General features: G+C 72.6%; 9 protein-coding genes. 7 read left to right on the top strand and 2 right to left on the bottom strand.

The genetic code is table 11. From position 1 onward, the window contains the following. The first annotated feature begins 3 nt into the window (after positions 1-3). A complete protein-coding gene (locus AB0B35_RS37615) occupies positions 4-1,932 on the top strand; it encodes a M48 family metallopeptidase (RefSeq protein WP_361055334.1) in 1,929 nt (642 codons plus the stop codon). 40 nt (positions 1,933-1,972) lie between these two features. Here the strand turns inward: AB0B35_RS37615 and lipB are convergent, their stop codons facing one another. Continuing rightward, positions 1,973-2,635, bottom strand: coding sequence for a lipoyl(octanoyl) transferase LipB (gene lipB, locus AB0B35_RS37610; RefSeq protein WP_360540673.1), 663 nt, complete (start codon positions 2,633-2,635; stop codon positions 1,973-1,975). A 317-nt stretch (positions 2,636-2,952) separates the two neighbouring features. Here lipB and AB0B35_RS37605 point away from each other — a divergent pair, with 317 nt between their 5' ends. Both AB0B35_RS37605 and AB0B35_RS37600 read left to right on the top strand, forming a co-directional pair. Further along, complete coding sequence (locus AB0B35_RS37605) at positions 2,953-5,133, top strand: MMPL family transporter (protein ID WP_361055415.1); 2,181 nt, start codon at positions 2,953-2,955, stop codon at positions 5,131-5,133. 114 nt (positions 5,134-5,247) lie between these two features. Then, positions 5,248-6,627: a hypothetical protein gene (locus AB0B35_RS37600; RefSeq protein WP_361055331.1), complete on the top strand. Its 1,380-nt coding sequence runs from the start codon at positions 5,248-5,250 to the stop codon at positions 6,625-6,627. Positions 6,628-6,836: 209 nt separating this feature from the next. On the opposite strand, the gene AB0B35_RS37595 is transcribed toward AB0B35_RS37600, so the two are convergent. Next, positions 6,837-8,663 carry a DUF6541 family protein gene (locus AB0B35_RS37595; protein WP_361055412.1) on the bottom strand — a complete coding sequence of 609 codons (1,827 nt, stop codon included), beginning with the start codon at positions 8,661-8,663 and terminating at the stop codon, positions 6,837-6,839. 295 nt (positions 8,664-8,958) lie between these two features. Between AB0B35_RS37595 and AB0B35_RS37590 the strand changes: the two genes are divergently transcribed. From AB0B35_RS37590 to AB0B35_RS37575, 4 genes are all read left to right on the top strand, one after another. Beyond that, positions 8,959-9,936 (top strand): ATP-binding protein, encoded by a 978-nt coding sequence (locus AB0B35_RS37590; protein ID WP_360540669.1) that lies wholly within the window; start codon positions 8,959-8,961, stop codon positions 9,934-9,936. A 34-nt stretch (positions 9,937-9,970) separates the two neighbouring features. Continuing rightward, a complete protein-coding gene (locus AB0B35_RS37585; RefSeq protein ID WP_203687868.1) occupies positions 9,971-10,366 on the top strand; it encodes an SCO5389 family protein in 396 nt (131 codons plus the stop codon). Between the two features lie 111 nt (positions 10,367-10,477). Then, entirely contained in the window at positions 10,478-11,485 is a 1,008-nt protein-coding gene (locus AB0B35_RS37580; RefSeq protein WP_361055326.1) for an LLM class flavin-dependent oxidoreductase, read from the top strand. Between the two features lie 221 nt (positions 11,486-11,706). Further along, positions 11,707-13,383, top strand: a complete 1,677-nt coding sequence (locus AB0B35_RS37575; protein ID WP_361055324.1) for a PHB depolymerase family esterase — start codon at positions 11,707-11,709, stop codon at positions 13,381-13,383. Positions 13,384-13,400 lie beyond the last annotated feature (17 nt).

The raw sequence follows: 13,400 nt of genomic DNA, 5'->3' as shown, positions 1-13,400 counted from the left end.
CCGATGGACTTCTTCGAGCGCCAGCGCCAGGTCAAGCGGATGTCGTTCCGCCTGGTCCTGCTCTACGTGCTGGCCGTGCTCGCCATCGTGGCGGTCGTCTGCCTCGCGGTCGCGTGGGCGCTGGGCGCGTTCGAGGCTCCGGCCGCCGAGCTGGCCTGGCTGATGTTCTGGACCGCGGTGCTGACCGGTGGGTCGATCCTGCTGGCGTCGCTGTTCCGCACCATCGGGCTGCGCGCCGGCGGCGGCAAGGTGGCCCGCGACCTCGGCGGGGTGCTGGTCCCCGAGGACACCACCGACCTGCGGCTGCGCCGGCTGCGCAACGTGGTCGAGGAGGTCGCGCTGGCCTCCGGCGTGCCGGTACCCGAGGTGTACGTGCTGGAGGACGAGCCCGGCATCAACGCGTTCGCGGCGGGCTGGTCTCCGGCGGACGCGGCGATCGCGGTGACCCGCGGCGCGCTGGACCGGCTCAACCGCGACGAGCTGCAGGGCGTCATCGCGCACGAGTTCAGCCACGTGCTCAACGGTGACATGCGGATCAACATCCGGCTGATCGGGCTGCTGTTCGGCATCCTGTTCCTGGCCATCGTGGGCCGCACCTTCCTGTACGCGGGCGCCTTCGGCGGCGGCCGCGACCGGCGCGACAACCAGGGCAGCAACCCGCTGCCGCTGATCGGCATCGCGCTGATCGTGGCCGGGTCGATCGGCGTGTTCGCGGGACGGCTGATCCAGGCCTCGGTGTCGCGGCAGCGGGAGTACCTGGCCGACGCGTCGGCGGTGCAGTTCACCCGGCAGACCTCCGGCATCGCCGGGGCACTGAAGAAGATCGGCGGCCTGGAGACCGGGTCCCGGCTGTCCACTCCGAAGATCGACGAGGTCGGCCACATGCTGTTCGGCGAGGCCCGGCTGCGTTCGCTGTTCGCCACCCACCCGCCGCTGGCCGACCGCATCCGGGCCCTGGAACCGGGCTTCGACCCGGCGCAGCTCGACGCGCTCGCGCAGAAGTGGCGTGCCGCGCCGCCCTCGGGGCTGGCCGAGGACGCCGCGATGGGCCTGTCCCTGTCCGAGCAGGGCGGTCCGCTGCCGGATCAGGACACCCGGATGGCGGTACGCCCCGACGCGGTAGCCGCCTCCGTGGGCGCGCCGCAGCAGCCCGCGTACCAGCGGGCGGAGTCCATCCTGGAGCGCTTCCCGCCCGAGATCCTGGCCCGCGCCCGGCGCGGCGACACCGCGCCGTCCCTGGTGTTCGGCCTGCTGCTGTCGGAGCAGCCGGAGGTCGCCGACAGCCAGCTCGCGGCGCTGCGTGAACGGCATGGCGAGGTCGCCGTCGCGGACACCGTCGCCGCCGCGGGCCGGCTGGCCGGGCTGCACCCGCTGCTGCGGCTGCCGCTGGCCCAGCTGTGCTTCCCGGCGCTGCGCGCCCACCCGGCCGCCACCCGGCAGGACCTGCTCGGCACCATCGACACCCTGGCCAGGGCCGACGGCCGGGTCAGCGTCTTCGAGTACGCCCTGTCCCGGCTGCTGCACCGCGACCTGTACGAGGCGACCTACGACACCCCGCCCTGGCCGGTCCGCGCGCACAGCCTCACGACCTGCCGCAACGCGATCGCCTCGCTGCTCGCGGTGCTGGCCCGCGCCGGCCACCCGGACGAGGCGTCCGCCGACCGCGCGTACCACGTCGGCCTGGCGATGATCCTGCCCGGCCAGCCGATGCCGATGACCGCCCCCCAGCACGGCGTCCTGGCCCTCGACGCCGCCTGGCCCCTGCTCGACGGCCTCGCCCCCCGGGACAAGTCCCTCCTGATCCAGGCCGTCGTGGCCGTCATCTCCGAAGACGGCACCATGACCGTCACCGAACAGGAACTCACCCGCACCATCTGCGGCATGCTCCACTGCCCCCTCCCGCCTTTGACGCAAGGAAGGGCACCTTCTTGACGCTCCGCGTTGTAGAAGGTGCCCTTCCCATCGCCCATGGTCAGGCGGCCAGGAGTTTCGGCAGGTGGCGCTCCACGATGGGGAGGACCTCGTCGATGGTGATCTCGCGGCCGAGTTCGGCGCTGAGGGAGGTGACCGAGGCGTCGGTGATGCCGCAGGGCACGATCCGGTCGAACCAGGTCATGTCGGGATTGCAGTTGAGCGCGAAGCCGTGCAGGGAGACGTCGCGGGCGACCCGGATGCCGATCGCGGCGACCTTGCGGTCCGGGCCGCGCTCGTCCTCGCGCACCCATACGCCGGAGCGGTTGTTGCCCTTGATGCGCGTGGTGGCGACACCCAGCTCGGCGCAGACGTCGATGAGCATCTGCTCGGTACGCCGCACGTGCGCGACCACGTCGGCCAGCCCGCCGCGCTGCTTGGGCAGCTTGATGATCGGGTAGCCGACGAGCTGCCCCGGGCCGTGCCAGGTGATCTTGCCGCCGCGGTCCACGTCGACCACCGGCGTGCCGTCGAACGGGCGCTCCCACGGCTCGGTGAGCTTGCCGGCGGTGTACACGCTGGGATGCTCCAGCAGCAGCACGGTGTCCGGCTCGGTGCCCTCGACGACACCGGCGTGCAGGCGGCGCTGCTCGTCCCAGGCGGTCAGATACTCGACGGTGCCGGCGCGGCGTACCGCGAGTGCCGGCGAGACGATGCTGGTCACGTTGCTCAGGCTACTCGCGCCCGCGTGGCTGGCCAGGGAAGGTGCTCGGCGTCACCCGTACCCGTGAATGCGGGCCCGGCTCGCGATCGGTAGGGTGTGCGCAGCCACGCTTGTGAAAACTTTCACGAATAGTGTCACGCTGTGCCAACCATGCTCCGCACGTAGGGAAAGGACGCCTCGCGATGACGGCGACGCGGGAGAAGAAGGAGCTCCGGGCCGCACCGGAGCAGGAGGCGGCCGCGCCGCCGCGGCCACGGCGCCGACGCTGGCTGCTGCCGGCGCTCGGGCTCGTGGTCTGGCTGGTGCTGGGCGGGGCCATGGGCGGCTTCGCGAGCAAGACGGCCGACGTGCAGAAGAACGACAACGCCTCCTTCCTGCCGGAGAGCGCCGAGGCGACCGTCGTGCTCGACCTGAGCAAGAAGTTCGCCGGGCTCGACGTCGTGCCCGCGCAGCTCGTCTACGGCCGCGACAGCGGGCTGACCGAGGCCGACAAGGCGGTCATCGCCGAGCAGCTCGCCACCGTCAAGCGGGAGCTGGGCAGCCGCCTCGCCGACGTCCCGATGCTGCCGAACTACTCCGACGACGGCAAGGCGGCCCAGGTCACCGTCCTGTTCACGGAGACCGACGCGCAGAAGAACATGGCCGACGTGACCTGGATCCGCGACCACACCGGCCTGCCCGACGGGCTGAACGCCCACGTCGGCGGCCTGGGCGGCATCCTCACCGACATGATGGAGGTCTTCGGCTCCATCGACGGCCTGCTGCTCGGCGTCACCGTCGGCATCATCGGCGTCATCCTGCTGATCGTGTACCGCAGCCCGATCCTGCCCGTGGTCGTGCTCTTCGGCGCGGGCCTGGCGTTCGCGCTCGCCAACGGCGTGGTCTACCTGCTCGCCAAGGAGGAGATCATCACGGTCTCCGGGCAGAGCCAGGCCATCCTCGACGTGCTGGTGCTCGGCGCGGCCACCGACTACGCGATGCTGCTGGTCTCCCGCTTCCGCGAGGAGCTGCGGCACACCGAGAGCCGGTACGACGCGATGCGGGTCGCGCTGCGCGCCTCGTTCGAGCCGATCCTGGCCAGCGGCGCGACCGTCATCCTGGGCCTGCTCTGCCTGCTCGTGTCCGACCTCGCCTCCAACAAGGGCCTCGGCCCGGTCGGCGCGATCGGCATCGCCAGCAGCCTCGCCGTCTCGCTGACCCTGCTGCCGGCCATCCTGGCCCTGCTCGGCCGGGTGGCGTTCTGGCCGGTGCGGCCGAAGTTCGGCTCCGCGCCGGTCGAGGAGAAGGGCCTCTGGGCGAAGGTGTCCGCGCTGGTCGGCCGCCGGGCCCGGCTGGTCTGGATCGGCACCGCGGTGCTGCTGCTGGCCGGCGTCGCGGGCCTGACCCGGCTGGACGCCGACGGCATCCCGCAGTCGGAGGGCTTCACCGGCCACCCCGACTCGGTCTCCGCGCAGGAGCTGACCACCGCCCACTTCCCGGGCGGCACCGGCAACCCCGCCGAGATCGTGACCCGCGCCGAGAAGCTCGACCAGGTGCTGCTCGCGGTACGCCAGACCGAGGGCGTGGCCGAGGCGGCCCCGTTCCTCGGGATGCCGGTCATGCCGGTTGGCGGCGTTGGCCAGACGCCGGGCCAGACCCCGGCACCCGGCCAGACCCCGGCACCCGGCCAGACCCCGGCGACGGGGGAGACGCCCGCCACCGGGCAGACCGGAACCACCGGCCAGGGCACGCAGGCACCGGCCGTGGTGCCGCCGCTGCCCGAGCCGAAGATCGTCGACGGTATGGCGCGCATCGACGCGACGCTCACCGACGCCGCCGACTCCCCGGCCGCGCTGGAGACGGTCGAGCGGCTGCGCGCCGCGGTGCACGCGATCGACGGCGCGGACGCCAAGGTCGGCGGGTTCAGCGCGATCAACTACGACGTGCAGCACACCTCGCAGCGCGACCGCAACGTGATCATTCCGCTGGTGCTGGGCGTCATCTTCCTGATCCTGATGGTGCTGCTGCGCTCGCTGATCGCGCCGCTGCTGCTCATCGCCACGGTGGTGCTGTCCTACCTGGCCACGCTGGGCATCTCCGGTGTCGTGTTCACCGACGTGCTGGGCTTCCCCGGAGCCGACTCGTCGTACCCGCTGTTCGCGTTCGTGTTCCTGGTGGCGCTGGGTGTCGACTACAACATCTTCCTGATGACCCGGGTCCGCGAGGAGGCCGCCAAGCTCGGCCACACGCCCGGCACCCTCAAGGGCCTGGCGGTGACCGGTGGTGTCATCACCTCCGCGGGTGTGGTGCTCGCGGCGACGTTCGCGGCGCTGGCGGTGCTGCCGCTGGTCTTCGTGGTCGAGATCGCGTTCGCGGTGGCCTTCGGTGTCCTGCTGGACACGCTGCTGGTGCGCTCGCTGCTGGTGCCGGCGCTGACGGTCGACATCGGCCGGTTCGTCTGGTGGCCGGGCAAGCTCTGGCGGTCGAGTGGCCCCGAGAAGGTCACCGACCTGCCGTAACGGCCCCGGGGTGGGGGCGGAGCGCACCTTCGGCCGAGAACCGGCCGGAGGTGCGCTTCTGTGTTCCGGCAGCGGCGGCGGGCCGACCGGTACGGCGGTGCGTAAGGTGACGCCGTGTCGCTGACCACCATGGCACCCGCCGCCGAGAACCTGTCCGAGCCGCCCGCGCGGCGGCGTCCACCCTGGACGTCGGTCGTGGAGACGCTGCTCATCGTGGCCGGGCTGGCCCGCCTGGTCTGGGGCCAGCAGGTCGCGGCCGTGGCCGACGGCCAGGACCGGCTGCACAGTTTGAGCCTGCTGCTCGGCGAAGGACGCCTGAACAACAGCGAGTACTCCATCGTCGGCCCGCTGTTCTCCGCGCCGCTGTGGCTGCTGGGTCGGGCCGTGGCCACGCCCGAGGCCGGGATCAGGTACTTCAACCTCGTCGTCTTCACCGGCGGGCTGGTCGCGCTGGGGCTGCTGCTGCGCGGGCTGGTCCCCGGCGCGCTGATCCGCCGGTTCATGCTGATCACGGTCGCGGCGAGCATGCTCGCGCCGGACGTCGGCCACTACGGCAGCGAGCCCTTCACCATGACGGGCGTCATGGTCGGCATCGTCGTCGTGGTGCGCGGTCGGCGGCGCGGGTGGGGCTGGGCGGCGGCGGTGCTCGGCGCGGTCAACACCCCCGCGACGGTGGTCGGGCTCGGCCTGGTGAGCATTGCCGAGACGTGGCGGCACCGCCGGCTGCGGCTGCTGGTCCCGGTGGCGGCCGCCGCGGCGCTGGTGCTGCTGGAGATCCTGGCCCGCAAGGGCGGGTACGCCGGGGACCGCGGGGCGAAGGACGTCATGCCGTTCTCGGGGCGGCCCGGGTTCTCGTACCCCGTCTTCTTCGGGGTGCTGGCGATCCTGTTCGCCTTCGGCCGCGGCCTCGTCTGGTACCTGCCCGGCATGTTCCTGCCGACCCGCCGGGCCCTGGCCGACCTGGGCCCGACCGGTATCGACCTGGCCCGGATCCAGCGGCTCTGGCTGCTCTTCGTCGGCGGCCTGGTGCTGGTGTACGCCCCCTGGTGGGCCTGGTACGCCGGGATGTCCTGGGGGCCGCGCTTCTTCCTGGCCGGCATCCTGCCCGCCGCGCTGGCGCTCGCCCTGCGCCTGGGCCACCGCCAGGCCGGGCTGGGCGCGAACCTGATCACGCTGGCCGTGCTGGTGCTCTCGGTCTGGATCGGCCTGAACAGCCTCTTCTGGCACGAGCTGTGGCCCGCCGCCTGCTTCGGCACCCCGCAGTCGGTCGAGGCCCTGTGCTGGCACTCGCCCGAGTACAGCTCACTGTGGTATCCGCTGGTCTCCTGGCAGTTCACCCACCTCACCGGCGGGCAGTGGATCAGCGTCGCGTACAGCGCGATCGTGCTCGGCTGGCTCGGCACACCCCTGATCCGCCGCATCGCCGCCCAGCTCACCACCACCTGGCGCGACCGTGTCACCCCGCACCTGACCCGCGCCGCCTGGCGCTGGTAGGGCTTCGGGCCCGACGCGTCTCCCGTCGACGCGTCACGCGGCCCCAGGCGCGGTGTCGGCGGCTCAGTGCGGTGCGGTGTCGCACCATGATCGTTCGACTTGCCCGGCACCTGGGCGAATGGCGCTTCAAGATACGCACAGGTGCCAGGCAAGTCCGGCGATCATGGCGGCGGGCCCGGCGCTGCGGGCGGCGGCCGGGCGGGCCGGCGTCAGGTGGTGGGGACTTTCCAGAGCCAGACGTCGGCGACGCGCTGGGGCGGGCCGAGCAGGTCGGTCATCACGGACTTGAGGGCGGGCTGGTATGTGGGCCAATGCGCGCCGTGCACGTCGTCGCCGAGCACCACGATGCTCGCGTTCCAGTAGCGCAGGTCCTCGCGCAGCGCGGCCCGGTCGGCTTCGGTGACCGCGGGGGCCGCACCGGTCTTGGCGACCGCCTCCAGCAGCGTCTGCGTCGGGCGGGGGATCGGGCCGATGCGGCCGGTGCCGTTCGGGCCGCCGGGGCCGAGGAAGAAGCCCGCGGGCAGGCGGAACACGCCCTCGCCCGCCCCGGCCGCGTCCGCCAGCGCGGCGGCCTGCCAGCGCTGGCCGTCGGGCAGCAGGTCGTTGGTGATCGGCACGGGGACCACGGTGCCGCCGTCGGCGACGTACTCGCGCCACTGGCCGGAGGCGAAGAACTCCGGCACGGCGACTCGCTCGCGGGCCAGCAGCGGGGTCGGGACCAGGGGCAGCAGCGCGACGGTGAGCCCGGCGACCCAGGCCCAGCGCGGGCCGGGCAGGGACACCTTCATGCTGCCGCCGTCGGTGCGGCTCAGCGCGGTGGCCAGCCAGGCCAGGACCAGCCCGAACACGGGCGCGACGATCAGCGCGAGCCGCGACGGCAGCGCCGCGTTGAAGACCGGCAGCCCGCCGATCAGCGCCTCGGGCATCGGGATGCCGGTGAGGCTGCCCAGCCAGCGCAGCTCGGGGCCGAGCGAGAGCACGAGGAACACGCCCGCGGTGACGCCCAGGCCGAGCAGGTTGGCCCGGTGCGCCCGGTCGGTGCGTCGCCACAGCACCACCAGCCCGATGATCACCAGCAGCAGTAGCGGCAGGCCGAAGAACGAGTTCTCCTCGGTCGGGTTCGCGGCCAGGTCGCCGTTGAGGCCGACCGCTCCGGCCAGCGAGCGCTCCGGCCAGGCGGCGAACGCGGCCAGGTCCTCGTTGTGGATGCGCGGGTCGAAGCCGGTGCCGTGGTATCGCTGCGGCCCGGCGAAGTGCAGCCACAGTGGGTACGCCAGCAGCGCGCCCGCGACGATCGCCCCGCTGCCCAGCCCGGTCAGCACCGGGCGCAGCAGCGCCTTCACCTCGTTCCGCCGGGACAGCACCCAGACCAGCGTGAACACGCCCAGCGCCAGCGCGGTGAAGAACAGCGCCTCGGCGGCGATGGAGAAGCAGACCGCGATGAGCAGGCCCAGCAGCGCCCCGTCGCGCACCGGCTTGTCCCGGCGCACCAGCAGCAGGCAGCGCGCGATGATCAGCGGGATCACCCACTGCGCGGTCCAGTTCAGGTGGGCGTTCGCGTGGGAGATCATCGCCGGGGCGAAGCCGCAGAACAGGCCGCCGACGGCCGCGCCGATCCGGTTCGCCCCCAGGTGCCGGGAGAACAGCCAGTACCAGGCGTAGGCGGTGCCGGCCAGGTTCAGGGTGAGGATGACCAGGAAGGTCAGCGCCGGGCCGGCCAGGATGGTCAGCGGGGCGAAGACGAAGGCGTACACCGAGATCGAGGTGTTGACCGCCAGGTTCACCCCGTCGGGCACGTTGAGCAGGTGGGTGAAGAGCGGGTCGGCGCCGTGGGTGAGCGCGTACGCGCCGTACGACAGCAGCCACTCGAAGAACGCCTGGTCACCTGAGTTGACGCCGCTGGCGCGGTGGGCCGGGTCGGACCAGAGCGCGCCGGTGACCCACACCGCCAGAACCAGTGCGGTGGCCGCGACCAGCAGGTCGGCGCGGCGGCGGCGGGTCCGCACGGCGGCCGTCGCCTGCTCCGGGGTGTCCACGACCTGGTCGTCGGCAGGGCTCAGCGGGGCGGCAGGCGAGGCGATCGACACTCGGCGCAGTTTATCAGCGAGTCGTGCCCGCTCCACCGGCCGCCGGACGGCGTCACACCGCCCCGCGCCCGCCCACGGCCCAAGATCGCTCGATTTGCCAGGCACCTGGGCGAAAGGCGCTTCAAGATACGCGCACATGCCCGGCAAGTCGGATGATCAAGGGCGAATCCGTGGTCACGGGGCGACACGCGCGGGATACGCGGGGTGATTGACCCGCCTATTGAAAATGACTATCAATAGCAGTATGAAGATGGCATTCGTCGGCAAGGGCGGTAGCGGTAAGACCACCCTTGCGGCGCTGGTGGCCAGGCATCTCGCGGCGGCTACGACGCCCGCCGCCCTGCTGGCCATCGACGCCGACATCAATCAGCACCTGGCGACGGCGCTCGGGATCAGCGAGGACGAGGCCGTCCTCCTCCCGTCGCTCGGTGATCACCTGGACAAGATCAAGGACTACCTGCGCGGCGACAACCCGCGGATCTCCTCGGCGGCCGCCATGGTCAAGACCACCCCGCCGGGGGAGGGCTCCCGACTGCTGCGGGTGGGCGGCAGCAACCCGATCTACGACGCGCTGGTGCGCCCGGTCGGCGGGGTGCGGCTGGCCGTGACCGGGCCGTTCGCCACCGAGGACCTGGGCGTGGCCTGCTACCACTCCAAGGTCGGCGCGGTCGAGCTGCTGCTCAACCACCTGGTCGACGGGCCGGGGGAGTACGTGGTGGTGGACATGACGGCCGGTGCGGACAGTTTCGCCTCCGGCCTGTTCACCCGGTTCGACGCCACGTTCCTGGTGTGCGAGCCGACCCTGCGCAGCGTGGGGGTGTACCGGCAGTACATCGGCTACGCCCGCGACTTCGGGGTGCGGGTGCACGTGATCGGCAACAAGATCGACGACGACTCGGACGTCGCGTTCCTGCGTGAGCACGTCGGTGACGACCTGCTCACCTGGATCAGCCGATCTCGATTCGTACGCGCCGCCGAGCGCGGCGCCCCGCAGCCGATCAACGAGCTGGAGCAGGCCAATCGCGCCGCCCTGGACAGAATCAGGTCCACTGTGGATGGTGTGAGGAAGGACTGGCCGCGCTACACGGCCCAGGCCGTCGAGTTCCACCTGCGCAACGCGCAGGCCTGGGGCAACGCCCGCAGCGGCGAGGACCTCGCCGCCCAGGTCGACCCCGCGTTCGTGCTCGGGCCGCAGCGGCTCGAGCTGGCACGACACCACTGACGGCCCCGCCGTCCCCACAGAGAAGGAGAACACCATGTCCCTGGACGTCCCCGTGGCGCTGCTGGAGCGGGCCGAGGCCGGGCAGGTCGACGACGCCGAGTTCGTCGACTGCGTGCGCCAGTCGCTGCCGTACGCCTGGACCGTGGTCAGCGCCGCCGCCCAGCGCCTGGCCGACGAGCCCGGCGCGGAGTTCGGCGAGCACGGCACGCCGCCGCCGAGCGAGGCCGAGCGCGGCGAGCTGCTGCGCGCCCTGGCCAGCGACGCGATCCGGGGTGGCCTGGAGCGCCACTTCGGCATCAAGCTCGCCTTCCAGAACTGCCACCGCGTCGCCGCGTTCTCCCTCGCCGCCGTCGGCGGCGAGACCTACCAGGACTTCATCTCTCCGGTAGCCCAGCTCCGCAACCAGTCCCCCGAACTCCGCGACTGCTGAGTCTGAGGGAAAGGAAGGGCACCTTCTTAACGCTCCGCGTTGAAGAAGGTGCCCTTCTTAACGACTAAGCGCCCGTGGGCTGGGCGGATTCGATCGGCAAACGGAGCGAACGTGGACATCTTCCTGACCAGCGCCTTCGGCCCGGCCGTGGCGGTGGCCCACGCGCGTGCGGCCGAGCAGGCCGGTATACGCGGAGTCTGGCTGGCCGAGCACCACTTCGTCGACTACGGCCAGTGCCCGTCGGCGACCGTGCTGGCCGGGCACATCCTGGCCGGCACCCGGCGCGTCACCGTCGGCACCGCCGCCTGCGTGCTCGGCTCGCGGCACCCCGTCGCGCTCGGCGAGGAGGCGGCCCTGCTGCACTCGCTGGCCGGGGACCGGTTCCAGCTCGGCGTGGCCCGCGGCGGCCCCTGGCAGGAGATCGAGATCCTCGGGCGCGGCCTCGACCACTACCGCCGCGGTTTCGCCGAGTCCCTCGACGTGCTGCTGCGCTGGCTGTCCGGCGCGCCGGAGGTGCGGGCCCGCGGCGAGTTCCACCGTTTCGGGCCGCTGGCCGTGGTGCCGCGCCCCGCGACACCCGTGCCGGTGCGGGTCGCGGTGACCTCGGGCGAGACCGCGGACCTGGCCGGGCGGCACGGGCTGCCGCTGCTGCTCGGCGTGCACGCCGACGACGCCGAGGTCACGGGGCTGGTCGACCGGTGGGCGCAGGCCGCGTCCGCGCACGGGCACGACCCGGCCGCCGCGGAGCACGCGCGGGTGCGGCTGGCGTACCCCTGCCCGACCCGCGCCGACGGCGAGCGCGAGCTGCGCGCGAACCTGCCCCGCTGGCTCGCCGGAATCCGCGCCGCGGTCCCGGTCGGCGGCGCGCCACCGGCCCGCGACCTGGACGCCCATGTCGCCCACCTGCTGCGCATCCAGCCCGTCGGCCCGCCCGGCGAGGTCGCCGCCGCGCTGGCGCACAGCGCCGGGACCACGGGGGTACGCCGCCAGCTGTGCATGGTCGAGGCGGCCGGCTCACCCGAGGCCACCTCGGACCTCATCGCGACGTTGGCGGCGCTGCCGACGGCCTGGCGGGTCGGGCAGGCGTCGGCGAGGGGAGCGGCCCTCGCGAGTTCCTGAGCCCGTCCGGCCGGTCGATCGCCGTGCCGCAGGGCACGCGTGCCGGCCGCCGCCTCTGCGCGGGCGTGGCCGCCGAGCGGCCCGGCTGGCGGGCCGGTCCGCCGCGACGCCATAGCGGGGCGGGGCAATGTGTGTTTCGGGGACATGTCGGGAGTGTTGCCGCGGACCGTAGCGTGCGGCTCCACAGGGGAGTGACACGGATCACTATCGAGGAGCCCGCCATGCCCAGACCCTCCGCCCCGCGGTTGCTCCGCGCGGCGCTCGCCGTCCTGACCGGACTCGCCGGGGTGGCCGTCGCGGCCGCCCCCGCCCAGGCCGCGACGCTGACCCAGGTCAGCTCGTTCGGCAGCAACCCCGGCAACCTGACCATGTACAGCTACCGCCCCGACAACCTGCCCGCGGGCCGCCCCGTGGTGGTGCTGCTGCACGGCTGCACCCAGAACGCCTCCGGCTACTTCACCAACTCGGGCTGGCGCAAGTACGCCGACCTGTGGGGCTTTGGCCTCATCGTGGCGGAGCAGAAGTCGGCCAACAACTCGCTGAGCTGCTTCAACTGGTTCCAGGCCGGTGACATCGCGCGCGGGCAGGGCGAGGCGCTGTCGGTCAAGCAGATGGTCGACCATGCGGTCGCCAACCTCGGCGCGGACGCGAGCCGCGTCTACGTGTCCGGCCTGTCCGCGGGTGGCGCGATGAGCGCGGTGATGCTCGCGACCTACCCGGACGTGTTCAAGGCCGGCTCGGTGATCGCGGGTATCCCGTACAACTGCGGCACCGCCTGCCAGTCCGCGGCCCAGAGCAAGACCCCGCAGCAGTGGGGCAACCTGGTACGCAGCGCCTACAGCGGCTACGCCGGGCCGTGGCCGAGGGTCGCGATCTGGCAGGGGCAGTCGGACTCGACCGTGGTGCCCGCCAACGGCACCGAGCTGATGACCCAGTGGACCAACGTGCACGGCGTCTCGCAGACCCCCACCGGCACGACCGGCCTGCCCGCGAGCACGACGCTGGAGACGTACGGCAGTGACGTGGTGCGGCTCTACAAGATCGCGGGCATGGGCCACGGCACCCCGGTCGACCCGGGCAGCGGCGCCGACCAGTGCGGCACCGCGACGTCGTACTTCCTCGACACCATCTGCTCGGCGTACCGCGACGCGGTGTACTTCGGCCTCGACAGCACCGTGAGCACGCCGCCGGGCGCGCCCACCGGCCTGGCCGTCACCGGCACCACGAACGTCAGCGTCTCGCTGTCCTGGACGGCGGTCTCCGGCGCGACCGGCTACCACGTGTACCGGGGCGGCACGAAGGTCACGGCGTCGCCGGTCACGGGTACGTCCTACACCGACGGCGGCCTGACCGCGTCCACCACCTACAGCTACACCGTGCGCGCCGTGAACGCGGCGGGCGAGGGAAGCGCGTCCGGCGCGGTCTCGGCGACGACCGCGGCCACCCCGCCGCCCGGCCCCGCCGCCCCTACCGGTCTCACCGTCACCGCGGTCACCGACACCAGCGTCTCGCTGTCCTGGACGGCGGTCTCCGGCGCGACCGGCTATCACGTGTACCGCGGCGGCGTGAAGGTCACGTCGTCCCCGGTCGGCGCGACGTCGTACACGAACACGGGCCTGGCCGCGTCCACCGCGTACAGCTTCACGGTCAGCGCGGTGAACTCGTCCGGGGTCGAGGGGGCGCAGTCGGCGGCCGTGCCCGCGACCACGGCGGCGACGGCGGCCTGCTTCACCGCCAGCAACTACGCCCAGGTCGCCGCGGGACGGGCGTACCACTCGCTCGGCTACACCTACGCCAACGGCTCGAACCAGAACATGGGCCTCTACAACACCTTCTACACCCACACCCTCAAGCAGACCGGCCCCAACTACTACGTCATCGCCGACGGCCAGTGCTGACCCCTGAACCGACTCGT

Source organism: Catellatospora sp. NPDC049133, from assembly GCF_040648455.1.
In the GTDB taxonomy this organism is placed as follows: domain Bacteria; phylum Actinomycetota; class Actinomycetes; order Mycobacteriales; family Micromonosporaceae; genus Catellatospora; species Catellatospora aurea.
This window is presented reverse-complemented; position numbering and strand designations above follow the sequence as displayed.

Excerpts from the sequence above, each read along its gene's own strand:
- AB0B35_RS37615 (WP_361055334.1), top strand. The coding sequence starts at position 4 with ATGGACTTCTTCGAGCGCCAGCGCCAGGTCAAGCGGATGTCGTTCCGC.
- AB0B35_RS37605 (WP_361055415.1), top strand. The coding sequence starts at position 2,953 with ATGGGCGGCTTCGCGAGCAAGACGGCCGACGTGCAGAAGAACGACAAC.
- AB0B35_RS37590 (WP_360540669.1), top strand. The coding sequence starts at position 8,959 with ATGAAGATGGCATTCGTCGGCAAGGGCGGTAGCGGTAAGACCACCCTT.
- AB0B35_RS37585 (WP_203687868.1), top strand. The coding sequence starts at position 9,971 with ATGTCCCTGGACGTCCCCGTGGCGCTGCTGGAGCGGGCCGAGGCCGGG.
- AB0B35_RS37575 (WP_361055324.1), top strand. The coding sequence starts at position 11,707 with ATGCCCAGACCCTCCGCCCCGCGGTTGCTCCGCGCGGCGCTCGCCGTC.